General features: G+C 51.8%; 29 protein-coding genes, 3 tRNA genes and 2 other RNA genes. 26 read left to right on the top strand and 8 right to left on the bottom strand.

Annotation, left to right across the window (positions count from 1 at the left end; translation table 11 throughout):
- Positions 1–6 precede the first annotated feature (6 nt).
- From EPO04_02615 to EPO04_02555, 13 genes are all read left to right on the top strand, one after another.
- Positions 7–83: transfer RNA gene (locus EPO04_02615), tRNA-Val, on the top strand.
- A gap of 10 nt (positions 84–93) precedes the next feature.
- Positions 94–170: transfer RNA gene (locus EPO04_02610), tRNA-Val, on the top strand.
- 33 nt (positions 171–203) lie between these two features.
- The gene (locus EPO04_02605) at positions 204–452 is read left to right on the top strand and encodes a hypothetical protein (protein TAK88976.1); all 249 of its coding nucleotides are present in this window, start codon (positions 204–206) and stop codon (positions 450–452) included.
- A gap of 194 nt (positions 453–646) precedes the next feature.
- On the top strand, positions 647–2,497 hold the full coding sequence (gene thrS / locus EPO04_02600) for a threonine--tRNA ligase (GenBank protein TAK88975.1): 1,851 nt from the start codon (positions 647–649) through the stop codon (positions 2,495–2,497).
- Entirely contained in the window at positions 2,494–3,072 is a 579-nt protein-coding gene (locus EPO04_02595; GenBank protein TAK88974.1) for a hypothetical protein, read from the top strand. The genes thrS and EPO04_02595 overlap by 4 nt, the downstream gene beginning before the upstream one ends.
- Positions 3,069–3,893, top strand: a complete 825-nt coding sequence (locus EPO04_02590; protein ID TAK88973.1) for a hypothetical protein — start codon at positions 3,069–3,071, stop codon at positions 3,891–3,893. Before EPO04_02595 ends, EPO04_02590 begins: the two co-directional genes overlap by 4 nt.
- The gene (locus EPO04_02585) at positions 3,883–4,206 is read left to right on the top strand and encodes a cysteine methyltransferase (GenBank protein TAK88972.1); all 324 of its coding nucleotides are present in this window, start codon (positions 3,883–3,885) and stop codon (positions 4,204–4,206) included. Before EPO04_02590 ends, EPO04_02585 begins: the two co-directional genes overlap by 11 nt.
- Entirely contained in the window at positions 4,191–5,111 is a 921-nt protein-coding gene (miaA, locus tag EPO04_02580) for a tRNA (adenosine(37)-N6)-dimethylallyltransferase MiaA (GenBank protein ID TAK88971.1), read from the top strand. Before EPO04_02585 ends, miaA begins: the two co-directional genes overlap by 16 nt.
- Before the next feature lie 7 nt (positions 5,112–5,118).
- Positions 5,119–6,507, top strand: a complete 1,389-nt coding sequence (locus EPO04_02575; GenBank protein ID TAK88970.1) for a DUF1727 domain-containing protein — start codon at positions 5,119–5,121, stop codon at positions 6,505–6,507.
- Entirely contained in the window at positions 6,504–7,235 is a 732-nt protein-coding gene (locus EPO04_02570; GenBank protein TAK88969.1) for a glutamine amidotransferase, read from the top strand. The genes EPO04_02575 and EPO04_02570 overlap by 4 nt, the downstream gene beginning before the upstream one ends.
- A gap of 74 nt (positions 7,236–7,309) precedes the next feature.
- Complete coding sequence (locus tag EPO04_02565) at positions 7,310–8,572, top strand: magnesium transporter (GenBank protein TAK88968.1); 1,263 nt, start codon at positions 7,310–7,312, stop codon at positions 8,570–8,572.
- 135 nt (positions 8,573–8,707) lie between these two features.
- A complete protein-coding gene (locus EPO04_02560) occupies positions 8,708–9,367 on the top strand; it encodes a transcriptional regulator (GenBank protein ID TAK88967.1) in 660 nt (219 codons plus the stop codon).
- Positions 9,368–9,394: 27 nt separating this feature from the next.
- On the top strand, positions 9,395–9,967 hold the full coding sequence (locus EPO04_02555) for a hypothetical protein (protein ID TAK88966.1): 573 nt from the start codon (positions 9,395–9,397) through the stop codon (positions 9,965–9,967).
- Positions 9,968–10,015: 48 nt separating this feature from the next.
- Here the strand turns inward: EPO04_02555 and rpmB are convergent, their stop codons facing one another.
- Positions 10,016–10,249 (bottom strand): 50S ribosomal protein L28, encoded by a 234-nt coding sequence (gene rpmB, locus EPO04_02550; GenBank protein ID TAK88965.1) that lies wholly within the window; start codon positions 10,247–10,249, stop codon positions 10,016–10,018.
- 103 nt (positions 10,250–10,352) lie between these two features.
- On the opposite strand from rpmB, the gene EPO04_02545 reads away from it, so the two are divergent.
- The 9 genes from EPO04_02545 (at position 10,353) to EPO04_02505 (ending at position 16,206) form a co-directional block, all read left to right on the top strand.
- Entirely contained in the window at positions 10,353–10,994 is a 642-nt protein-coding gene (locus EPO04_02545) for a site-2 protease family protein (protein TAK88964.1), read from the top strand.
- Positions 10,995–11,019: 25 nt separating this feature from the next.
- A non-coding RNA gene (gene ssrS, locus EPO04_02540) (6S RNA) lies at positions 11,020–11,175 on the top strand.
- Between the two features lie 4 nt (positions 11,176–11,179).
- A tRNA-Pro gene (locus tag EPO04_02535) sits at positions 11,180–11,255 on the top strand.
- Positions 11,256–11,282: 27 nt separating this feature from the next.
- Positions 11,283–11,906: a hypothetical protein gene (locus EPO04_02530; GenBank protein TAK88963.1), complete on the top strand. Its 624-nt coding sequence runs from the start codon at positions 11,283–11,285 to the stop codon at positions 11,904–11,906.
- Positions 11,907–11,995: 89 nt separating this feature from the next.
- A complete protein-coding gene (locus EPO04_02525) occupies positions 11,996–12,667 on the top strand; it encodes an NUDIX domain-containing protein (GenBank protein ID TAK88962.1) in 672 nt (223 codons plus the stop codon).
- A 6-nt stretch (positions 12,668–12,673) separates the two neighbouring features.
- Positions 12,674–13,114: a ribonuclease HI family protein gene (locus EPO04_02520; protein TAK88961.1), complete on the top strand. Its 441-nt coding sequence runs from the start codon at positions 12,674–12,676 to the stop codon at positions 13,112–13,114.
- Between the two features lie 45 nt (positions 13,115–13,159).
- Positions 13,160–13,546, top strand: an RNA gene (gene rnpB / locus EPO04_02515) — RNase P RNA component class A.
- 96 nt (positions 13,547–13,642) lie between these two features.
- Entirely contained in the window at positions 13,643–15,097 is a 1,455-nt protein-coding gene (locus EPO04_02510) for a sugar transferase (protein TAK88960.1), read from the top strand.
- Entirely contained in the window at positions 15,097–16,206 is a 1,110-nt protein-coding gene (locus EPO04_02505) for a glycosyltransferase family 4 protein (protein ID TAK88959.1), read from the top strand. The genes EPO04_02510 and EPO04_02505 overlap by 1 nt, the downstream gene beginning before the upstream one ends.
- A gap of 176 nt (positions 16,207–16,382) precedes the next feature.
- Here EPO04_02505 and EPO04_02500 read toward each other — a convergent pair whose 3' ends face one another.
- From EPO04_02500 to EPO04_02490, 3 genes are read right to left on the bottom strand one after another with little or no spacing between them, the layout of a single operon-like run.
- Positions 16,383–16,736, bottom strand: coding sequence for a 50S ribosomal protein L20 (locus EPO04_02500; protein TAK88958.1), 354 nt, complete (start codon positions 16,734–16,736; stop codon positions 16,383–16,385).
- A gap of 25 nt (positions 16,737–16,761) precedes the next feature.
- Positions 16,762–16,962, bottom strand: coding sequence for a 50S ribosomal protein L35 (locus EPO04_02495; protein ID TAK88957.1), 201 nt, complete (start codon positions 16,960–16,962; stop codon positions 16,762–16,764).
- A complete protein-coding gene (locus EPO04_02490) occupies positions 16,886–17,482 on the bottom strand; it encodes a translation initiation factor IF-3 (protein ID TAK88956.1) in 597 nt (198 codons plus the stop codon). The genes EPO04_02495 and EPO04_02490 overlap by 77 nt, the downstream gene beginning before the upstream one ends.
- Positions 17,483–17,619: 137 nt before the next feature.
- On the opposite strand from EPO04_02490, the gene EPO04_02485 reads away from it, so the two are divergent.
- Both EPO04_02485 and EPO04_02480 read left to right on the top strand, forming a co-directional pair.
- Positions 17,620–18,036: a hypothetical protein gene (locus EPO04_02485; protein ID TAK88955.1), complete on the top strand. Its 417-nt coding sequence runs from the start codon at positions 17,620–17,622 to the stop codon at positions 18,034–18,036.
- A complete protein-coding gene (locus EPO04_02480; protein ID TAK88954.1) occupies positions 18,029–18,433 on the top strand; it encodes a hypothetical protein in 405 nt (134 codons plus the stop codon). The genes EPO04_02485 and EPO04_02480 overlap by 8 nt, the downstream gene beginning before the upstream one ends.
- A 54-nt stretch (positions 18,434–18,487) precedes the next feature.
- Here the strand turns inward: EPO04_02480 and EPO04_02475 are convergent, their stop codons facing one another.
- From EPO04_02475 to EPO04_02465, 3 genes are read right to left on the bottom strand one after another with little or no spacing between them, the layout of a single operon-like run.
- Entirely contained in the window at positions 18,488–19,360 is an 873-nt protein-coding gene (locus EPO04_02475; protein TAK88953.1) for a hypothetical protein, read from the bottom strand.
- Positions 19,361–19,363: 3 nt separating this feature from the next.
- A complete protein-coding gene (locus EPO04_02470; protein TAK88952.1) occupies positions 19,364–19,759 on the bottom strand; it encodes a polymer-forming cytoskeletal protein in 396 nt (131 codons plus the stop codon).
- Positions 19,760–19,780: 21 nt separating this feature from the next.
- A complete protein-coding gene (locus tag EPO04_02465) occupies positions 19,781–20,323 on the bottom strand; it encodes a DUF4446 family protein (GenBank protein ID TAK88951.1) in 543 nt (180 codons plus the stop codon).
- A gap of 6 nt (positions 20,324–20,329) precedes the next feature.
- On the opposite strand from EPO04_02465, the gene EPO04_02460 reads away from it, so the two are divergent.
- Positions 20,330–20,644 carry a hypothetical protein gene (locus tag EPO04_02460; GenBank protein ID TAK88950.1) on the top strand — a complete coding sequence of 105 codons (315 nt, stop codon included), beginning with the start codon at positions 20,330–20,332 and terminating at the stop codon, positions 20,642–20,644.
- On the opposite strand, the gene EPO04_02455 is transcribed toward EPO04_02460, so the two are convergent.
- Positions 20,631–22,124, bottom strand: a complete 1,494-nt coding sequence (locus tag EPO04_02455; GenBank protein TAK88949.1) for an ATP-binding protein — start codon at positions 22,122–22,124, stop codon at positions 20,631–20,633. The two genes, EPO04_02460 and EPO04_02455, sit on opposite strands and share 14 nt — an antisense overlap.
- A gap of 128 nt (positions 22,125–22,252) precedes the next feature.
- Between EPO04_02455 and EPO04_02450 the strand changes: the two genes are divergently transcribed.
- Positions 22,253–23,047, top strand: coding sequence for a hypothetical protein (locus EPO04_02450; protein TAK88948.1), 795 nt, complete (start codon positions 22,253–22,255; stop codon positions 23,045–23,047).
- Positions 23,048–23,710 lie beyond the last annotated feature (663 nt).

Below are 23,710 nucleotides of genomic sequence, written 5' to 3'. Positions count from 1 at the left end.
GTACGTGGGCCCTTAGCTCAGCTGGCTAGAGCGCTTCATTGACGTTGAAGAGGTCACAGGTTCGAGTCCTGTAGGGCCCACCAGTACTTATACGGATCTGTAGCTCAGCTGGTTAGAGCGCTTGATTCACATTCAAGAGGTCACAGGTTCGAATCCTGTCAGATCCACCATGCTATTATTCAATACAATAAGAGAGGGCAAACATGTTTATAGGTGAACCAAACGAAGCTCCTGGTCTCGATAAGGTTGGGGAGCCATCCTTTAAGTCGGCCGAAGAAACAAAGAGGGTCACCCACGCTGATAGGGTTGAGCAGGCCAATGCTGATTTTCATAAACTTGCAAATGCAGCTGAGGTGCAGGCGCTTGAAGATGCAGTGGCAGGCAAGCCGGTTGGAGACTTGGAGGCAGAAGCGTTTAAGACACTTGAAGGTTCTCGAGATAACGAGGTATAATAACCTCATTGAGAGTTGAATAGAGCGCAGCGGGAGTTAACCGCCCCGTAGCTCCGTTTGTCGGTGACGTACATCGGCTCCTAAGAGTCCTGCACCGGCAGGGAAGTTTGGTGGAACCGCCCTCGCGCAATTTGGGGTCCAAACGCGCTAGCAATAGCGTGTTTTTTGTTATTTTAGTAAAGAGGTAACCGAGTATGGCTCAAAAAAAATCAGAAAATTCAACCTATCAGCTGCACGTTATGCGCCACTCGATGGCTCATATTATGGCGGCGGCCTTGCAGCAGCTTTACCCAAAGGCCAAGTTTGGCGTTGGCCCGGTTATCGATAATGGCTTTTATTACGATGTAGATATTGATAAAACATTAAGCCCGGATGACCTTAAAGCGGTTACCAAAAAGATGCAAGAAATCATTAAACAAAAAATGGTGTTCGAGCGACAAGAGGTTGGTCTAAATGAAGCTATTTCGTTGTTCAAACAGGCTGAACAGCCATTTAAAGTAGAGCTTTTGAGCGACCTCAAAAAGCATGGCACCACCGTCGCAAAGGACATTGACCGCGAGCAGTTGGGTGCCGAAAGTGCTGAAAAAGTTACAACGGTATCGTTATACAAAACCGGCGATTTTGTTGATTTGTGTCGCGGACCGCATCTGGAAGATACCGGTCAGGCCGGCGTCTTTAAGTTAACCAAAGTTTCTGGTGCTTACTGGCGCGGCGACGAAAAAAATCCGCAGCTCCAGCGCATTTATGGCGTGGCCTTTGCGACCAAAGAAGATTTGAACAACTACCTTGAACAACTGGCCGAGGCCGAAAAGCGCGACCATCGCAAGCTCGGCAAGCAGCTGGATTTGTTTACCTTTTCAAACTTGGTTGGTTCCGGTCTTCCATTGTGGACGCCTCGAGGTACTGCTATGCGCAACGAGCTTAAAAGAGCCTTGGCGGATGCTAGCCACGACTTTGACGTGCAAGAGGTAACCATTCCTCATATAGCTAAGCTTGATCTGTATAAAACATCTGGCCATGCGGACAAGTTTAAGGACGAGTTGCTCCACGTTAAGGGTAAATATCAGGACTTTATTCTCAAGCCGGTTAACTGCCCGCACCATACTCAGCTGTATGCCTCAACCCCAAAGAGCTACCGCGACCTGCCGGTTCGCTACATGGAGTCAACCATGCAGTATCGTGATGAGAAGCCGGGTGAGATAGGTGGATTAACTCGAGTACGGGCTATCACCGTGGATGACGGACACACTTTTTGTACTGTTGACCAAATTAAGGATGAGGCCAAGTTGATTGCCGAAATAATTAAGCGTTTCTACACCGATTTGGGTATGTACGGTGATCACTGGGTTTCGTTATCGGTTCGTGATCCTCAGGATATGGAGTCATATATCGGAGAGGACGCTGATTGGAATCGGGCCGAAGAGCTGTTGCAGCAGGTTTCGGATGACCTAAAGTTGAATGCGCAGCGGATGGAGGGGGAGGCAGCCCTGTACGGTCCTAAACTTGATTTTATGTTTAAGGACGCGCTGGGCAATGAACGTCAGCTTTCGACCATTCAGATTGATTTTGCCATGCCTAAGCGGTTTGGCTTAACCTACGTAGACAGCGATGGCCAAGAAAAGACTCCGATAATGGTTCATCGTGCCATCCTTGGTTCATACGAAAGATTTATGGCTATCCTCATCGAACACTTTGCCGGTAACTTCCCGACTTGGTTGGCGCCGGAGCAGGTTCGCCTTATCACCGTTAATGATTCCGAAAAGATAGTCGATAAGGCCCAGCAGTGGAAACAGCAGCTCAAGCAAGCCGGTATTCGGGCGGAGCTTGATCTGAGTAGCGAGTCGGTTGGTAAAAAGATTCGCAGCGCCAGCCTGATGAAGGTTCCGTATACGGTTGTGGTGGGCGAAAAGGAGGTTGAAAGCGACCAACTCAACCCACGCCTCCGAGCCGATCTTGGCGACCGAGAGGTTTCGCTGTCATTTAATGATTTTGTAACTAAACTGCAGGCCGAAATTAACAGTCGCTCGGCGGAGAGCACTCTGTGAGTAAGCCGATTATAGCAATCGATTTCGATGACACCTTGGTGACCCATGTTCACGAAATGGTTGATGCTTACAACCAGACTCATGAAGATTTCATTACAGTTCACGATATTCATTTTGCTCAAAAGGTGGGCACCCCCAAGCACGGCTGGAACCATAGTCGCAAGCAAGCTGAGCAGTGGATTTTTGATTACCTGTCGACCGATGAGGCACTTGCGACGCAGCCAATCGACGGTGCGGTTGAGTCCTTAAGTCGGCTCAAGGAGCGTTATCGCTTAATGATTGTGACCGGCCGCAGTGCTGATTTTGCTCCATATACGCAGCCCTGGATCGATCGGTTTATGCCGGATGTTTTCGAAAAGGTTAACTACGCTGGCGATCGCCGCAAGTCGGTGGTCTGCAACGAAATTGGGGCCGAAACCATGATTGATGATAGCCCGGTTTACTTGGCCGACTGCATCGCGGCCGGTATTCGGGGGATTGCCTTTGGTAGCTATGAATGGAACGGAGACAAAGATCTGCCCGAGGGGGCGACCAGAGCCCGGACCTGGCGTGAAGTTGAGGAGTTGCTGGGGTGATTGATTCGCGTAAACTAATCGAGATCGCCAACCGCTATAAGCTTTCTGAGGGCGGGGTAGAGTTTTGGACGCCGTATTGGCGTGACGAGGTGCCGAGCCACCAAGGCGAGCATCCGGTGAGGGGGCTGTATAACGGTAAGGGCTCGCCAGATGAAATCCAGGAAGCCTTGGAGCAGCATATCGGTCAGGCCAAAGGTCACCTAAAAACCGGCAACGATTATCGTCAGTTCATGGCCTCAATTCGCTTGGGAGTTGATTGTTCCGGCTTTATTTTTCATGTTTTTGATGAGTATCTGCAAGACCAGGGCCTTAATCTGGCGGACTATTTATACAAGGACCGTACCGCATTACTCAAAGACTTTTTTAACCCTGCCTATACACATCCGCCACATATTACCGAAGACTTGCTGCAGAGCCAGCCCGAGCATGTTTCGCTGGCTAAAATTCAAGAGTTTTGGGGTAACCAGCCGGTTCGCTTAGCAGGTGTCCGAATTCTTACTAGTTTAGCCGCCAATGAGGTTGTCCCAACGGTCAATAAAATACGGCCTGGCGATCAAATAGTTATGGATGGTCGTAATGTTAACATTCCGCACCATATCTTAGTGGTTGAGGTAACTGGCGATAAGTTGATGTATGTCCACTCTGGCCGCCTTGACGTTCGTGCTGAAGGCGAGGTTGGCGGAGTGGAGTATGGCGTGATTACTATTACCAACCCAAATAAACCCATAAATCATCAAGACTGGCATAATCAGCAGCTGTTTAACGAGCATGTCATGGATGATGATTGCCAGCGCCGTCTAAAGGTATTTAATGAGCTCTGAGCAGCTTGGGGCTGAATTTGCTCAGTCGGTATATGAACTTGTAGCTCGCATACCCAAGGGTAGAGTAATGACCTACGGCCAGATTGCGGCGCTATGTGGCAGCCCGCGGGCCGCTAGGGTGGTGGGGCAGGTGGCGCACTGGGGTCCGCCCGAGCTACCGTGGCAGCGAGTGGTAAACAAGCAGGGAGGACTAGCCGGCGGCTACACCAGCGGTGGCCGTGAGGCTCATCGGCGCGACTTAGAAGCCGATGGCGTGGCGGTAAGCGACGACTACAAGGTTGATGTTGACGCGCTGCTATGGTGGCCACAGTGAGGGTCCGACCTAGCCAAGGGTCCGACCTAGCCAAGGGTCCGACCTCCCTCGTGGTTGTTGTCGGCCCGACCGCTAGCGGCAAGAGCGCTCTGGCCATGCAGTTCGCCCAGCGCTTTAATGGCGAAATTATCGCCGCCGACTCCCGGACTATCTACCGCGGTATGGATATTGGCACCGCTAAACCAGCCGCTGCCGAGCAGAAGCAGATACGGCATCATCTTTTGGATGTGGTTGATCCGGACCAGCCCTTTTCGGCAGCCGATTTCCAGGAGCAAGCGAATCAGGCCATCGCCAACATTCAGGCTCGCGGCAAGCTGCCAATTATGGTTGGCGGAACCGGCCTGTATGTTGATTCGGTAATTTATAACTACTCGTTTAAGAGCGGCCGGGCGGCCCAGCCAAATCCTGCGCTGGTGGCTTTAAGTCTGGCCGAGCTGCAGGCTCGGGCTGAAGATCTCGGTATATCGCTGAACCATAGCGACTGGCATAATCCTCGCCGGTTGATTCGGGCAATCGAGGCTAATGGTCAGCCGCCTACGAAACAGGAGCTGCGCCCAAACACCTTAATCCTTGGAATGAGTATTGATATGGTTGAGCTGGAGGCCCGCATCGCCACGCGAGTTAACCAGATGGTTGAACATGGCTTGCTCAATGAGGTTGAAGCACTGCTAAAGCGCTACCAGCCAGACAGTGAGGCAATGACCGGTATTGGTTATCGTAGCTTTGCCGCCGTCGCAGCGGGCCAGATGACAGTTGAGCAGGCGATTGATGACACCGTTAAAGACACCAAGCGCTACGCTAAGCGCCAGATGACCTGGTTTAAGCGTAATTCGGACATCCGGTGGGCGCATAATCAAACCGAAGCCGAGGTACAGGTGTCGGAATTCCTAGCGCAAGCGGTATAATGAGGTTATGAATAGCGGTATGCCAATCACCCTAACCGTCCTTATTGCTAAAACCCTGCTCAATCTGAGTCGATTGGTCGGACGCGGCGGCGGCTCGGCTCTACCTGGTTTAGTGGCCGAAAAGCTAGATCCCCAGATTGGCACCAAGCTCGCCAGTCGCATCCCTCGAGGCAGCATTATCGTGACCGGTACCAATGGTAAAACCACCACCAGTAAGATGTTGGCTAAGGTGCTTAGCGACAGCGGGGAGTCGCTGGTTGCCAATCGGGCCGGCTCCAACCTGAGTCGCGGCATTGTTTCGGCCTTAATTGAACACATTTCTGTTTCGGGGCATTACAAAGACACGGTTGGGTTGTTCGAAGTTGATGAGGCCGCCATGCCGGCGGTGGCGGCGATGCTGCAGCCCCGCGCGATTGTGGTGCTCAATCTTTTTCGTGATCAGCTTGATCGTTACGGCGAGCTTGATACCACTGCCAAGCTAATTGGAAAGGGAATTGCTGCCACGGAGGCTCAACTTTACCTCAATGCTGACGATCCGCTGGTTGCCAGCCTGGCGCAGTATGCCCCAAAGGATCAGTCGGTTGTTTACTTTGGAATCGATGAGGTTCCTACAACAAAATTGGCGCACGATGTTACCGCAGATTCAAATACCTGCCCTGTATGCGGTCGCGCATTGGATTATAACAAGGCCTTTTTTGGCCACATCGGCCACTACCGTTGCCCGGCTGGTCACTTTGGTCGCCCCCAGCCCTCGCTAGACGCAAATAAGATTAAACTCAACGACCGTAGCGCTAGTTTTCAGGTTAGATTGAGCGATACCGACGATTGCCATCAAGCCAAGATATTTCTGCCTGGGCTATACAATATATACAATGCTTTGGCCGCTACGGTGGTGGCTCAGGGCTTTGGGGTGGCAATCGATTCCGCACTTGAATCGTTGTCGCGAGTCCAGGCCGCTTTTGGTCGGGTTGAGGTTCTAAGTGTTGGCACCAAGCAGCTTTATTTGCTGCTAGTTAAGAATCCAACCGGCTTTAACCAAATAATCCATACCTTTTTGTTGAAAAATAAACAACAAAATATTCTATTTATTATCAACGATAACTTTGCCGATGGGCGGGACATTTCGTGGCTGTGGGATGTGGCGTTTGAGGAGCTTACCGCCCAAAGTCATGTAATTGACGTGGCTGGTTTACGCGCCGATGACATGGCTCTGCGTTTAAAGTACGCCGATATGCCGGTTCGCCATAATCATCACCAACTTTCTAAGGCATTGAACCAATTTATTGATCAACTTCCCGAAAACGGCACCGGCTACATTGTACCGACCTACACCGCGATGCTAGAGTCGCGTAAAAAACTGGGGCGCAGGGTTAAATTATCGGGGGTGTGGGAATGAGTAAGGTAGCTAAAAAATCGGTCACCATCCTTCATCTTTACCCGGAGGAGCTGAACATTTATGGCGATCGTGGCAATATCATTACCCTAACCAAGCGCCTGGAATGGCGCGGGTATCAGGTTGAGGTGGTGAGGGCCGGAGTGGGCGACAAGATCGATATTAAGCGCGCCGACCTCATCTTTGGTGGTGGTGGTCAGGATCGTGGCCAGATTGCGGTTGGCAAAGACCTACAGCGCCACGCCAAGGCCTTGCACGCGGCCGCTGCCGACGGAGTCCCAATGCTAGCCATTTGCGGTACTTACCAGCTGTTTGGGCGTGGCTTTACCACCCTAGAGGGGGAGACCATACCCGGGATTGCGCTGTTCCAGGCTCGCACCATTGGCAGCACGCAACGGATGATAGGCAATGTCAGTATCGATACCACCTTTGGGCGACTGGAGGGTTTTGAAAACCATAGTGGTCGAACCTTGCTCGAAGAGGGTCAGGTGGCGTTTGGCTCGGTGGTGCGCGGTTTTGGTAATGATGGCACGAGCGGCAATGAGGGGGCGGTGGTTAACAACGTTTACGGCACCTATTTGCATGGCCCGGTCTTGCCCAAGAATCCGGACTTTGCTGATGCTCTGATTTTGGCGGCGCTTAAGCGTTCGCAAGGCGTTCAGTCGCTTGAGCCACTTGATGACACCATTGAGCGAGCGGCTGCCAGCAGCGCCGCCGCCCGACCCCAGTAGACTGCCCATAAAGTAGACACGCCTAACCATAAGCGGTAATATTATTCCAAGAGAGAGTGGGCACCAAAACTTATATGAGCCAACCGAGCCAACAACCGCACGAATCAATTAAGCGAGAGTTATCATACTCTCGCCGCAACCGCTTAGACCTGTTTCGACGTATACCGCAGGCCGATCAGGGCATGGCGCTATTGAGCCTCAGCCCTAAGGTGCAGCGCTACATCATGTCGCGCATTAACGACCAGGAGCTGATCGACATCTTAAACTACCTTGATCCGCAGCAGTCGGCCAGGCTGATGCGCCGGGTTGATGTTAAGCGGGCGGAGCACATCCTCGAAAAACTCAACGTCAATGCTCGCGATAAGGTAGAGTACCTACTGCGCTTTAACCCAAGAGCTGCCGCCGGCTTAATGAATCTTAACTACATCGTCATTCCTGAAAACAGCCGGTTTGCCGATGTTTCTAAGATCCTGGAGCGCGAGGAGCATGCCACCGGTAAGTTCCCGACCATATTGGTGGTTGACGACGGTCACTTGCTGGGGGAGCTGCCAGGGTTTGAGCTGATTCGGGCAAGGCCCTCCCAGCATGTTCTGCCAAAGATAAAAAAGATCTCAACCTTGCCTTACAACAGCCCTGAGCACAAGGTGGTGCAGTCATTTTTACGGCACCCTCACGACAAACTGGCGGTGGTTGACGATGATCGCGCGGTGCTCGGTGTCATTAATACCGATGATATTATTCCTTTAATTCACGATCGGGGCCCCGGCGGTCTGTACAAGTTTGCCGGTGTTACTCGCGAAGAGGATGCCTACGATAGCGCTTTAACCAAGGTTAAGTATCGCTATAAGTGGCTAATTATTAACCTAGGCACCGCTTTTTTGGCGGCCTCGGTGGTGGGCTTGTTTGAGGCCACTCTCGACAAGTTTGTGTTGCTGGCGGTTTACATGCCAATTGTGGCCGGTATGGGTGGTAACGCCGGTACTCAAACCCTGGCGGTGGCTATTCGCGGATTAACTTTGCGCGAAATCGACCTGCGCACCGGCTGGCGGTTTATTAGCAACGAGATGATCGCCGGTACCATCAACGGTATTATCAACGGTATTATTGTGGCGGCGGTAGCAATCTTGTTCAATCACAACCCAATGCTGGGTTTGGTACTGGCTGTCGCGATGGTGGCCAACCTGCTAATTGCCGGTCTATTTGGAGCCGCTATCCCGATGATAATGAAGGCGCTCCGCAAAGACCCGGCCTCCTCGGCGACCATCTTTATTACCACCGCCACCGACGTCTGCGGCTTCTTTGTCTTTTTAGGCCTCGCCACCTTATTACTGCACTAAACTGAACTAATCTTAGATCTAAATTAAATTGAATACATTGGTTGAGGTACTTTTGTGTGCAAAGATGGTTCCCGTGGGGTGAGCAATAAGATATAATGCTTTTTAGTAAGGCGGTAGATTAACGAAGAGGTTTAAGTGTTCGAAAGTTTGTTTGGCTCAAAGACGCGCGTCAAGTTGCTCAGCCTGTTTTATAACAACCCCAATCGGCCGTACTATGTTCGCGAAATCACTCGTAAGGTTGACGAGCAGATTAACTCGGTCCGCCGCGAACTATCTAATCTGCTGGCAATTGGCATCATTCGCAGTGAGGGTAACAACAACAAGCTCTACTACGAGGTCGACCAAGACTATCAGTTTTACGCCCCGCTGCGCGCTATTTTTACCAACGTAACGCTAGATGAGCCAGATCTACATGACGCTCAGCAAGATAATGACCTAATTAAAAAGCTTCGTGCCACCGGTAAGGTGCAGCTGGCTTTTGAAACCGGCAGTTTTGTTCGTGACCCTAGCGTAAACATCGACCTCTTTTTAATGGGCGACCTTAATCGATCTCGCGTGTCCAAGTTGGTTACCGAGATGGAACAAGAGTTGGGTCGAGAGATTAACTACACCGTTATGACCCCAGAGGAGTTTGGCTATCGCCAGCGCCTCAACGACCGCTTTTTGTCGAATGTGTTGGGGGCGAAGAAGATAATGCTGGTTGATGAAACCAACACCAAGGTTAAGCCGGCCCCGGCAGCGCTAGAGGGTGATGTGGCCGAGGTGGCAGTTCCGGTAGAGATTAAAAGCCGGTAGGCGTTTAGAATAAAGGTAGGAGATAGTATGGAAGTCACATTTATTGGAATGAACTGCGTTAAGGTTGTTGGCAAGCAGGTAACTGTATTGTGCGACCCTTCGCCAACCGGCCAGCCCGGGGGTGATGTTAAGGGCGTGGTCGATACCACTTTGTTGACTCGTGCCGCCGAAAAGTCGGTTAAGACCGCCGGCCGCCTGTTTGATGGTCCAGGCGAGTACGAAATTAAGGGCTCAATGATTACCGCTGTCGCTACCGCCGACGAATCCACTCTATACGCCGTATCGGTTGACGGGATTCGAGTCGGGCTGCTAGGTTCGGTTACGGCCGAGTTGACCAATGGGCAGATTGAGGCACTTGGCGGCATCGATGTACTGGTCTTTTCCCTCAAAGGGGGGGAGGCGGAGCTAAGCCCAGCTACTGCCACCAAGATTGTTAGCCAACTAGAGCCCAACTATGTGGTGCCAATTAACTACGATGGCGTTCTTGAGGCCTTCTTAAAAGAGGTTGGGTCTAGCCCTGAGCCACAGCCAAAGCTCAAGCTTACCAGCAAGGACCTGCCGCTTGAAACTACCGTAGTGGTGTTGCAGCCTCAGAGTTAGTTGCCTCCAGCAGATATTAAAAAACCGCCTCACTGGGCGGTTTTTTAATTAAGCCTTGGCTTCGGCTTTAGGCGCTTCGGCCTTTTCAACCGCTTTATCGCGGTACTTGGCCAAGGTGCGCATGCACTGGGTGCAGATCTTTACCCGTACCTTGGTGCCATCGAGCTCAATTCGGGTACGCTGAAGATTCGGCTTCCACACCTTGTTCGTCTTCTTCTGGGAGAAGGGAACATTGTGGCCGAACTGCTTGCCTTTACCGCAAATGTCACAGGCGTACGCCATGTCGTTGAACTCCTTAATAATTCCGTAACAACCCGAATATAGTATCAGATTAGACCCGTTAGGTCAACTAGCGCCAGCTGATAACCCAACGTATAATCATGACATGGATTTTAACCCTGTTGGCATTGGCTTTTTGATTATCGGCTTGATTCTTGCCCTAACCCTGCATGAGTTTGCTCATGCTCTGGCTAGCGATCTACTCGGAGACCGCACCGCTCGCAATGAGGGCCGTCTTAGTATTAACCCGCTGACCCATATCGACCCGGTCATGACCGTGCTTTTACCCCTAATCCTCATAGTTATTGGCTCGCCGGTTATCTTTGGGGCGGCCCGACCGGTACCGTTTAACCCCTGGGCCGTTAAGTATGGTAAATACGGCGTTGCCATCGTTGCCGCCGCCGGTCCAGCCATGAATCTGCTGCTCGCCGTCATTACTGCGGTTGCCCTGCAGCTGTTTACGCCTTCGACTCAAATAATGCCGTTCTTCATCACCGTAATTTCGATCAACATCGCTTTTGCGGTATTTAACCTAATTCCAATTCCGCCCCTGGACGGTTCGCGCATCTTGTATGCCTTTGTGCCGCTAAGTGTCCGTAACGTCATGGACCGCCTCGAACAAAATGGCCTGCTCATCATTTTCTTCCTACTATTCCTGGCCGCACCGGTCTTTATGCCAATCTTCGGTGCCATCGTTGGCGGCATTATGCAGTTCTTGGTCCCAGGTTTAACCGGCCTGTCGACCTAGTCGGTAAAACTCGCTACAATACCAGTAAGCTCTGCAGCTTTGGTAGGCCAGTTTATTTTTTCTTTACGAGTTTTTTAACGGGAGTTTAAGATTGCTCCGGTCCGAGGACCGCGTAGCTGAGGACACCCACCTGCATACATCGCGGGAAGAAAACTCTGGCTTACCGGGTAGCGGAGCTTGTTTTTCGGGGTGTGGCGCAGTTGGTAGCGCGTCCGGCTGGGGGCCGGGAGGTCGCAGGTTCAAGTCCTGTCACCCCGACCAGGAATTATTAAATTGAGGCGCTAAGCTATGATTAAGGGTCATCCATTGAAAGAGTTGAAATCACCACAGGCTAAAGAATTAGCTGAGTGGCACTCTATTCAGGTTGATTTAAAGAAAATAATTGCATGGCTAATCCTGCTTATGAGTAACTTGGAGTCATTAAAAGAAGACGATAAAAGCCTAAGTCCTATTGATGAAGCATTGTGGGTAGCTTCTGTTGTTTTTTATGCCAGATGTTTTGACGGTGGCGTTCGGGCAAGCTTGCAACCATCTATCTATGAAGGCTTGAATGGAGATCCTTTGGGTGCGCATAAATTCTATGTCGATATGAGAAGTAAGCGGATTGCCCATTCGGTAAACGCTTACGAACAGTATACTACTGGCATTGTATGCACAAAAATAGAAGGCGATTGGAAGGTTTTAGATATAGCGCCTTTTCTTATCAGTCACACCTTCCCAACAACCGATGGGGTCACTACACTTTTGGAGTTAACTAAGGTAGCGTGTAACTATGCGACCAAGCAAATAAAGGAACTTTCGATAGCTGTAAAGGCGCAAGCATGCGGCATGACGCCAGAAGAAATTGAAAGAGCAAATAATCTAGGCTTTAGAGTTCCTGGCCCAGGTCAATCTGGGAACAAGAGAAGCTAACTGCACCCATTTTGATTTCAGTAGCATTCGAGTTATTAATTTGACTCAATCTCAAACAAGAGTATGCTGGAAGCACCAGGAGTTACTCGATGCATCGATTGCAGCAACACATTTTACAACAGCTCATCTTAAACCCGGAGCTGCGTTATGCCGATCTGAAGCCGCGTGAGATTGAGGGTAATCTGTTTATGTATCACCTTAAGCAGCTGATTCGGGATGGGTTGGTTGAAAAGCAGGGTAAGAACGGCCTGTACCGATTGACCTCAAAGGGCAAGCTGTACGCTGACCGGTTGAGCTTAAAGTCGCTAACTCCCAGGGTGCAGCCTCGGATTGTTACCCTAATGGCAGTAGAGGACGGTGAGGGGCGCTGGCTGTTTTACCGCCGCAAGCGTCAGCCGCTCATTGATATGGTTGGCTTCCCTTACGGCAAGATTCATCTGGGCGAAGGCGTTAAGCTGGCGGCGGAGCGGGAGCTACGCGAAAAGACCGGCTTGGTGGCCGATTTGCAGCACTATGGTGACGGTTACGCCACCACAATGGAGGACGGCGAGCCGGTGAGCGAGATTCTATTCCATCTGTTTTATGGAAGTAATCCAACCGGCGAACTAATCGAGAAATCAGATATCGGAGAGGCTTTTTGGCGTCATCCAGAAGAGGTTGATGGTGTCGACTTCATGCCAAATGTTAAGGATTTATTAAAACTGGTACAATCGTATGACGGCAGTCGATTCTTTGCCGAACTAACACATCATGTACAATAGGAGCATATGGCACATCTATTAAACGCACCTGTCGAAATTAAGCATTTGGTAATCCATACCGATGGCGGTAGCCGTGGCAATCCGGGGCCTTCGGCGGTTGGCGTTGTTATTTCTACACCGGACGATGATCATATTGAGTCATTTGGTCGGTATATTGGGGAGACCACCAATAATCAGGCCGAGTATACCGCGGTGATTGGTGCTTTGGCGGCGGCTAAAAAGTACAAGCCAAGTAAAATCGAGCTTATTTTAGATAGTGAGCTGGTGGTTAAGCAGCTGCGAGGGGAGTATAAGGTGAAGAATGTTGATTTGCAGCCGCTGCATGCCGATATTATGAAGAAGGTTGGTGGCCTAGAGGTCACCTTTAAGCACGTCCTGCGCTCCGAGAACAAGCTAGCCGACATTGAGGTTAATAAAGCGCTCGACGAACACTTAGGCCATATTTAGCCAAAACCTAGCTTTTTTGGCTCAAAAACGGTATAATATCCCCACTGAGACTACTGGATGATCGCCTGAGCCGTAAGGCAGGGGAGGAAAGTCCGGACAGTACAGAGCAGGACGGTTGCTAACCGCAACCAGATGTAAGCTGGCGGTGTTCCTCTCGAGAGAACATCGCTGCCAAGTCTAGGGAAAGTGCCACAGAAACGATACCGCCTGGTTCGTCCAGGTAAGGATGAAACGAGTGGGGTAAGAGCCCACAGCTCCCTCTGGTGACTTTGGGAGGAGGTAAACCCCGTCCACTGCAAGGTGGCTGGTCTATAGGTTGCTCGCCTGGACCAGCATGAACCGCACGAGCCACCTGGTGACAGGTAGCCAAGATAGATGATCATCCATCCGCTTTGCGGGGGACAGAATCCGGCTTATAGGTAGTCTCAAATCAAAGCAGGTCTCGCCATACGCGGCAGAGGCCTTTTTTGATCAATTCCTGCTACAATATATCTAGATATTTAACCTTAAGGTAATTAAAACCCAACAATGCGAAAACGCAGCGAATTACTGTTTAGTCTGTTACTTCTTCCGATCGATTTTGCGGCAATTTTGTCAGCTTTTATCGCCGCCTACGCCATTCGCGTTAAGATTGAGGCTCGCCCAGTAACCTACCCACTGGGAATCGAGTTCTTTTTGCAGGTATTTTTACTAATTATCCCGGTCTGGATTCTGATCTTTGCCTTAACCGGTCTATACAATCAATCTAGCTTACGTAGCCGCTTACAGGAGGCCGGTAAGGTGTTTGTGGGGGTTAGCGGTGGCGTCATGTTCATGATTGTGTTGGATTTTGTTAGCCCTAGCCCAATCTTTCCGTCTAAGGCGGTACCAATTTATGCTTACGGCATAGCCCTGGTTACAGTGATGCTTGGGCGGGTTATTATTCGGGCAATTCAGCGGCGCCTGTTTAGGGCGAACATCGGAGTTTACCAAACCGTCATAGTCGGGAGTGGGCCTTTGGCTCAGCGCCTGGTTCAAACATTGTCGCGGTCGGCCCAGACCGGCTTTAAGATTATTGGCGCGCTCGATACCGCCAGCGGGGCATCGCAACGAATGCGCCCGGTTTTGGTTGATCGCTCCTTAACCAACCTTAAAAATCGGTTAAAAAATCAACATATCGATCAGATTATTCAGGCCGACTCTCACCTCAATCCCGACGAGGTGTTTGAGGTGGTGCAGTTTGCTGCTCGTAACCATATAACCTACCGTTTTGTGCCAAACCAGTTTGGTATTTTTGCGACCAACGCCCAGTTGGGCACTCTGGCTGGTATGCCCATGGTGGCAATGAAGCCAACCCCGCTTGATGGGTGGGGGAGAATCGTTAAACGCGGCTTCGATCTGGCTTCATCGCTACTTGGGCTGATTGTGCTTTCGCCTTTGTTTGTGGTTATCGCGCTGTTAATTAAGCTGACCGACGCCGGCCCGGTATTTTTCCGCCACCGTCGGTTGAGCCGCGAGGGCAAGGCTATTTACGTTTACAAGTTCCGTACCATGCGCCAGCGCTTTTCTACCGGAAAGTACCGTGGCAAGACACCGGTTGAGGTGCTTGAGATGCTTGGCCGCCAGGATCTGATCGATGAGTTCAAACGTGAACAAAAGGTTAAGAATGACCCTCGTGTTAGCCGGTTTGGCGACTTTTTGCGCCGTACCAGCCTCGATGAGCTGCCGCAGCTGTTTAATATTCTGCGTGGCGACATCAGCCTGGTTGGCCCCCGACCTATCGTTAAGGACGAACTGGACCGCTACGGCAAGGACCGCTCAACCTTGCTGGCACTTCGACCTGGTTTAACCGGTTTGTGGCAGGTGTCTGGCCGCAATGATATTGGTTATGAAGAACGGGTTAAGCTTGATATGTACTACATCGAAAACTGGAGCCTTCTGCTAGATATTAAGATTATCTTAAGGACCATATATATTATTATGACCGGCAAGGGGGCGTACTAGTGGCAGCAAAAAATCTTAAAGTGGCAATTGTCCATGACTGGTTGACCAATCAGGGAGGGGGAGAGCGAGTGGTGTGGGCGCTGCACCAAGCTTACCCCGATGCACCAATCTATACCTCGGTATACGATGCCGAGGCTTTGCCGCAGTTTAAAGATGCGGATGTGCGCACCTCATTTTTGCAGCACTGGCCTCTAGCCAAGCGAAAGCACCAGCTCTATCCAATACTTCGCACCATGGCCTTTGAGTCATTCGACTTTAGCGGTTACGACGTCGTGATCTCATCCTGCTCAGCCGAGTCCAAGGGGGTTATTACCAAGCCGGAAACCGCCCACGTCTGCTACTTGCACACCCCAACCCGCTATTATTGGAGCGATTACGCTAAATATCGCAATGCCACCGGTTTTGGCCTGCTATCGCCACTGGTTCGCCTGGTTATGCCGGGTTTGGTGCGCAAGATGCGCCTATGGGATTTTGCGGCTGCCCAGCGAGTTGATCACTTTATCGCTAACTCCCAGTATGTACAGCAGCGTATCACCAAGTACTACCGGCGGGATTCGGAGGTGATTAATCCGCCAATCGAGTTAGACCGCTTTGAGCTCGGCCGCCAGACCCGCAGTGGCTTTGTGGTGGTATCGCGGTTAATTCCGTACAAGCGAGTCGATCTGGCGGTTCAGGCCTGCACCAAGCTGGGCTTGCCACTTACCGTGATTGGTGGAGGTAGTGAGCTAAGTAAGCTTGAGGATATGGCCGGCCCAACCATTCGGTTTGTTGGACGCCTGGATGATGAGGGAGTGGCGCAGCAATTGGCTCGCGCCGAAGCCTTTTTGTTTACGGCCGAGGAGGACTTTGGCTTAACTCCACTCGAGGCCATGGCCTGTGGCACGCCCGTAATTGCCTACGGCAAAGGGGGAGCGACCGAGACAGTGGTTGAGGGCACGACCGGCACCTTCTTTAAGGAGCAGACCGTTGACTCGTTGGCGCAAGCGCTTAAGAATTTCAACCCTGATGATTACGATTCGGTTAAAATCCGTAAACACGCAGCCGGCTATGATGAATCAGTATTTATCAAAAAAATTAAAAATTTTGTTAACCAACAGGTTAAGAATTAGTTAAATTTTCAAATATTTAGATAATAAATAAATTATGACTGAGCCGAAGCAGTTCTCGCAGACCTTAAGTAACAGCAAAACACTCTAATTTAGGTAGTAAAAAAATTTACCTACTAAATTAGAGTGTTTTTCGTAGTAGTTTGGCTAGAGCTCGGCGAGGTAAAAGGGCTAAAAAATTACTTAGCCTTCTTAGCGGCCTCAACCACGGCGCCAAAGGCAGCCGGCTGGCGGGCGGCCAGCTCTGCCAGGATCTTACGATCCAGCTCAATGTTGGCCTTCTTTAGCTGGTTAATAAACCGGCTGTACGAAATATTATGAGCATTTAACCCGGCGTTAATGCGCACAATCCAGAGCTGGCGCAGATCACGCTTCTTGTTGCGACGGTCGCGGTAGGCGTAAGACAGCGCCTTTAGTACCGCCTGGCGAGCCTGGCGCACACTGGCGCGGCGCATGTGGCTCATGCCCTTGGTCTGCTGTCGTAGCTTTTTGTGCTTGGCGTGAGTGGTAACTCCGCGTTTAACTCTCATTATCTCTCCTGAACCTATCTAGATCGGCTTAGCGGTAGCCGGCCAACATCTTTTTAATATTACTGGCGTCACCAGCTGAAACCTCGAACTCCTTAACGTAAGTTCGCTTGGTCTTGGCTTGCTTGTGGGCCAAAAGGTGGCTGCGATAGGCTTTACGCCGCAGCATCTTGCCGCTGCCGCTCAGCTTGATCCGCTTGGCCATTCCCTTGTGCGTTTTCATCTTTGGCATTGCTTGGTGACTCTTTCTTAATTCCTAATAGCATGGTCATTTCTCGACCGGATAGTTGTGGCTCTTGTTCGACCACCGAAACGTCCTCAATGGTTTCAACAAAGCGGTAAATCACTGCCTTACCGAGATCGGGGTGAGTAACCTCACGGCCGCGAAAACGCAGGCTGACCTTAACCTTGTTGCCATTAACGAGAAACTGCCGAGCTTTCCTAGACTTCACCTCAAGATCGTGTTGACCAATCTTTAGGCTCAGGCGAACCTGCTTAACCTCTTGGTTACGCTGGTTACGCTTGTTCTTTTGGTCCTGTTTGGTCTGTTCGTAGCGATACTTACCCCAGTCCAAAATCTTCACCACCGGAGGGCTGGCGTTAGGGGCAATCTCAACCAGATCCTGATTGGCCTGGCTGGCTTGCTCTAACGCTTCTGCAATCGAAACCACTCCAACCTGTTCGCCAGCTGCACCAATCAATCGCACTTGAGGTGCGGTGATATCTTGGTTTAGGCGGGTTCGTTGGGCGATTACAGTTCTCCTTTAAGAAAGCTTCGCAGCCAATAATAGCAGATTTACACCTGGTGGTCAACAGGGTTTCAGGTTGAAAAAAACCACAAGCAAGAGGATAATAACGCTTGCCCTATAATCAAACGTTTGGAGCTGTGATGGCTGTCTTTACGTTGACGCCCCAGGAGTTCAGTAGTGGCAAGATGGATAGTAGGCTATGGGCCGAATCGCTGAAGTCCAACCGCCTCTACCAGCTGTGGCTAGATCCCACCTTGGTGAAAGTTAAGCTGGGCGGCATCGACCGTACTCTGAGTCTGCTGCTTGGGTTTACCGGTCCCGTCGAGGCGTGGTTCATCCTGGATAGCATCGACGACAGGCCCAGTCAGCCCGCCACGAAGCTTCGCTTCAAGGGCGTGATTGCGGGTCATGAGGTTGAGTTCGAGCTAATGCTGGGCGACCACAACGTCCTTCTGACGCCAGGCGGCCAGATGGAGGTTGGCTATCCGGTTGGCGCCCGTTGGCCGACGTGGTTCAGCCGACGGTGGCGGCGCAGGCGAGAGTGTCGGCGTGCTTGAGCCGATTACACCACAGGAGTACTTTGAGGGGCTTGAGGACTGCATTCCAGGGAATCAGGTCAAGATCGAGCGTTCCTACCTAATTCGTCTGGTAGCCACAGCGGACATCAGTATTTTAGGTTGCCACGCGAAGGTTTACGAACTGCTCCTAAGGCCAGCTCCTGCTCAGGGTGTATTTAAGGTTTACAACATCAGGCTCAATGCGGTTCACGATGATGTTGTTGGGCATATCTGGGCGGAGGCCGATGAATACTTCTGGATTGCCTTCCAGCTCCTTGAGTCTGGCGAGCTGAGGGATCGGGGACAGATTGTTGGGTATGTTCTGGAGCCACCCGACGACGAAGAAGAAGACACCGATCCTAGCCTTGATCGAACCAGGCCTCTAGTGGCCACCTAGGATCCTGCCGTTACCCATACGGCGGGGTCCGAACCGGAATTATTTAATAAAAATTTAATCTTCAGGCTTGAAGGTAGAGAACTGCTTCTCGGTAATAAACCTAATTTGCTTGTTGGTTAAGCGGATTGCAATAGGGGTGCGGCCGCTCAACTTACCATCAATCATGATACCGGTTGGAGGGGTTGTTTCAATTACAACACGCTTGGCACCAAAGCGACTGACGCCATCTTCGACATCATCCTTTTTAAGCACGCTCCACAGGTAAGAGGTGAGCTGTCGGCGATTTGGGGTGTCCACCAAAGTTACCAGGAGCTTGTTGGGGGCAAGCGGGTTATCAAACTTTTGGTTGGTGATACTCAGGCTAAACAGGGGGGCGGTTAACTCCAGATTGTCGTCAATTAAGATGCGGCACTCCAGCGACTCATAGTTGCGAGCGTGGCCCCAGCCCTGGGCAAACTGGCCCATTCGGCCGCGCAAACTGGTGTCGGGAGCGGTTTCAACCTGTTTGTCGAGATCGGTTTCGAACCCTAGGGTAAGGGTGGATAAAAAGTATTTTTGGCCGGCTGCAATCAAGCCGTAGCTGGTTAGCCGACGAGCCGCCAGTACCTCGCAGGCTTGTTGCCAGCTGGTGATACCCAGGCGGTGCGCCAGGATGTTTGAATTGCCGGTCGGTATAATGCCAACCGCTACGTTCTCCTTGGTTATACCGTTAACCACCTCGTTGACGGTACCGTCGCCACCTACCACCACGATGGTGGTGTGACCTTTTTCGATGGCGGTTTTAGCCATCTTGGTGGCATCGCCAGGTCCGGTGGTTTTAGCAAACTCGCCGTCGATGCCCAGCTCACGCAGTCGCATTCGCAGCTTGTCTTGTAGCGTCGAAACCGCCCCTTTGCCGGCTATCGGGTTAAGGATGTAGTAATACATACTCTAGCTATTTGATCCTGCTTCATCATACGACTCAATCTCGGTGGCCTTAAGCGGCTTCATCTTGCTCACACCGACAAAGACACCGCCCATGGCGATCTCAATCCGAGAGCAAGCGATGTCGCCGTGCACCTGGCCGGTTTCGAGCACCGAGGCGCTATCGACCGCAATGACGTTGCCGTCAACCTGGCCAGCGATCGCCACACTGGTAGCCGACAGATTACCAACGATGTGGGCGTTAACGCCAATCGTTAGGTGGCCGCCGCACTTAATGTTGCCGGTTAGGGTGCCATCAATGGTGATGTCGGTCTCGCTGGCTAGGTTGCCCTTGAGCTTAACGCTTGAACCGATAATGGTGTCGGTTCCTGATACTCCAAACATGTCGTTCTTTTTAGCCATACTACTCCTTTATGCTTGAAACTACTTGGGCACTCGCCGTGAGGCTTGCTTGAGCGCCTGTTTTTCCTCATCCGAAAGCGGATACTTGCTTTTATTATAGTCTACCGGTTTTACGTAAACCCGGGTACCCTCACGTCCGTGAATACTGGTGAGCACATAACCGGAGTCGTGGGCGTCAAGCACGGCGAGCACGAAGCTCTGATCGCCGCCGGTATCACCAAACGGATTGAATCGGACAATCGAGATCTTTTGGGAGGCCAGACTGCCGGTGGCGGCCAACCGCTCGTAGGCATCATCTAGTTTATCGAGGTGGCCCGCCACCGCCTCAACCTGTTTGTGGTAGGTCGATAGCGACTGCTCCAGGCTATCGCCGTCGCTACCGGCCAGGGAGCTGTGGAATCGCCGTTGTAAGCGGATGGCTAGCCACAGGCTGACCGCCGACAATACCAGAGCTATTAAAATAAGCACCAACCATACCGTGTTCATTTCACCACATTCTTTACTGCTACCAAGTATAAGCTGGCTGATGAGCCCCTGCAACCAGCCGGGGAGCTGTGGTAGCATAAAAGCATGTCTAAAAAGAAGTCTCGCAGTAAAAAGAAGCGGGTGATTCGCACCTCGCAGCAATCGGTAGCGGCTAAACCTAATCTGGCCGCAAATACAGCTGTAGCCTCAGCCAAGGCGCCTGCCACCGCTAAGGCGACTAAGTCTGACTCTGCCGGCGCTGGCGCAGCGGTGGTCACCGATGAATGGGGCTACGTCCGCCGCGATGTCCGACAGATTACGCTGCTAGCGGTTGGCTGTATCGGCACCGAGTTGTTGCTGTGGTGGCTGCTTAGCTCAACCTCGCTCGGGGACCAGGTTTATAACCTTATTCAGTTGTAGCCCGATAGCGTATCGCTTCGGCTAGGTGTTGGCTGGTAATTGTTTTTGATTGATCAAGGTCGGCAATGGTCCGGGCCACTCGAAGTATGCGGACATGGGTTCGGGTCGAGAGGTGGAACGCGGCCAGCGCTTGGCTAATGAGCTGTTGGCCGCCTGAGTCTAATCGACAGTGCTGCTGCAGTCCCTGCCCAGCGAGATTGGCGTTGGTGAGGGAATCATCCTTGAATCGTTGTTTCTGCAACAACGACACTTGGTTGACCTTGGCTTGTAGCTGCTGACTGGTAGTGGTGGATCGATTAACTTGGTCCAATTTTGCTCGCTTAACCGACACCATCATGTCGATTCGCTCCAGTAGCGGACCGGAGATCTGCTTGCGGTAGCGCTGTATCTGGTGGGCCGGGCAGCTGCACCGCCGTTCGGGGTCGCCGCGGTAGCCGCAGGGGCAAGGGTTTTGAGCGGCAATCAGCATGAACCGAGCCGGGAAGGTGGCGCTACCGGCGGCTCGACCAATGGTGATGCGCCCATCTTCGAGCGGCTGGCGCAAGGCTTCGAGCACCGGCCGTTGAAACTCCGGTAGCTCGTCTAAAAACAGTACTCCGTGGTGGCTTAAGCTGATCTCTCCAGGGGTGGGGTGGCGGCCACCGCCAATCAGGGCGGTAACGCTGGTGCTGTGGTGCGGCGATCTAAATGGACGATCGGTGGCGTTTACCGGTCGACTTAGCCCTCGCGCCTCGTGTAGTCGCGCCACCTCCATCTGCTGCTCGGCGCTGAGCGGTGGCATAATCCCGGCCGCCGCTTTGGCCAGCATGGTCTTGCCAACCCCAGGCGGGCCAACCAGCAGTATATTGTGTCGTCCGCTGGCGGCAATCAACATGGCTCGCTTGGCCTCCTCCTGGCCGTAGATGTCGGCAAAATCAACCTCGGGCTTGATCGGCAGAGGAGGGGAGGAGCGTTTTACTCGAGTCCGGATTGGCTTCGCGCCACGTAGGTGCTCCGCCAGCTGAGCCAAGCTCTTAACTGGAATAACGCGAGTTGAATTAAAACGCTGTAGACCCTGTTCCTGGCCGCTCGGTACATACAGTCGGTCAATGCCAAGCCTTCCTGCCAGGTGTGCGGCGCTTACCACCCCGGCGGTAGCTCTGACGCTACCGTTCAGCGCCAGTTCGCCAATAAAAAGACTACTGGCTACCTCTGGCAGCTGCTCGCTGGCAATTAGGACCGCAATCGCCATACCTAAATCAAAGCCAGTTCCATCTTTGGGTATATCGGCTGGGGCAAGGTTGAGGGTGATTCGCTTTGGCGGAAGCATCAGGCCACTATTTTTAATTGCCCCGCGCACGCGCTCGCGGGCCTCTTCGACCGCCTTATTGCCTAAGCCGACCACCACCAAGCCGGGTAGGCCATTGCTCATGTCGCATTCAATTTCGACCAACTGTCCCTCCAGCCCCATTTGAGCCGGTGCCTGCACTCTTGCCAGCATAATTCCCCCTGTTTGAGAGCATCATATGCGCGCCTTAGTTAATCGTCAAAAATTTAATTAACATTTCATTAAATTAGTGTTGTCAATTAATATTTACAAAACTAATTTGATTTGATATATTGAGTCAAATGGACGAGCAATTAATCAGTCAAGTTGAAGATTTAGGCCTCAGTAATAAGGAGGCCAGGGTCTATGTGGCTAACTTAATGTTGGGTCCGGCCGGCGTGCAGCAGATTGCCGATGCTAGCGGTATTAAGCGAGTCACCACCTACGTTATCTTGGAATCTCTAGTTGGCTTGGGGTTAGTCAGCCAGACCAGCAAGGCCAAAAAGACCTTATTTAACGCCGAGTCGCCCGAAAACCTCCGGCGCTTGCTCGATAAAAAAGAGCAGGCCATTAAGGATCAAAAGGCCCAGCTAGATGAGCTGCTACCACAGCTGGGGTCGCTGCAGTCAATGTCAAAAGAATCACCTAGCGTTAAGTTTTACGAGGGAGCTGAAGGCATCCAGACCGTGGTAAGGAGCTTTATTGCTGAAAGTAAAGAGGAGGGGATTGAGCAGATCTATGGTATCAGTAATCTTGACCAGCTGTATGCGATGTTCCCAGAGGTTGCCGAGTCGGAGTCAAATCCCGATAGGGTATCGGCCGGAATTAAAAGCAAAATCATCTACACAAGTGTTAAGGGCCCCATTATGGCCTCAAAAGATGATCAAAAGTTACGCCAATCCAGATATGTTGACCCCAAAAAGTACCCAATTAATGGGGATATGGCAATTGTCGGTGATCGAGTTGCTATGGTGTCGCTGGTTGGTTCGCAGCCAATAGGGGTTGTGATTAAGAGTGAGGAGCTAGCCCGGTCCTGGGTAACTCTCTTTGAGCTCGCCTGGGAAGCAGCCAATAATAAACCTACTCACTCGAAGTAATTATCAATATTGACAGTTGACCGAATGTCAACTTAGTGCTATGATTTTACCGTTCTGACGACTGAAGGCCCTGCCGCACCCGTCAGGACTCACGTCAACGACAGACAGGAGGGGAGATGGCGACGTAGTGACCCATCACCTCAGCACCATCACCGGTGGCCCTGTCTCGTCTCGCTAGACGGCGACCGAGGCAGGGCCCCGGTCAACACTTCAGAGCCGTCCGTTACCCCCTGACCGGGGCCCGGTAGCGGATAGCTCTGAAGCAGGAATCAGGTGTGGTTCTCACGCGCAGGGGACCATTCACCTGAACATCAAGGGTAAGCCGGGAGCGACGCTCTTGGGCGTTTGCTCCCGGTACACCTTGATCTTAAACTGCGTGTAGCACCTTCAAATCGTCTTCCTGCCCCGTATTGAACGGGCAAACCCGCGCTCTATTAGGTGCGGGGTAGGAAGTCGACCAAGTTTCGAGCTGAGCTCATAGGCTCATATATTGGGGCATAGCACTCTACCAAGAGGCTCGCGCCCCGGCTGTCACTTGCTTCTCCATGGCAATTTGTGACGCTTGGCTCGAAAATCTTGTTCCGTACCGTCGCTGCCGCTTGACCCTAGCGACCGCGCCAGACATGGGAGGTCTGGACCGTACGAGCAGGAGCATGGTCTCCA

The organism is Patescibacteria group bacterium (assembly GCA_004297735.1).
Classification (GTDB): Bacteria; Patescibacteriota; Saccharimonadia; order UBA4664; family SCTI01; genus SCTI01.
The sequence above is the reverse complement of the archived record's forward strand: the minus strand, read 5'-3'. Positions and strand labels throughout refer to the sequence as shown.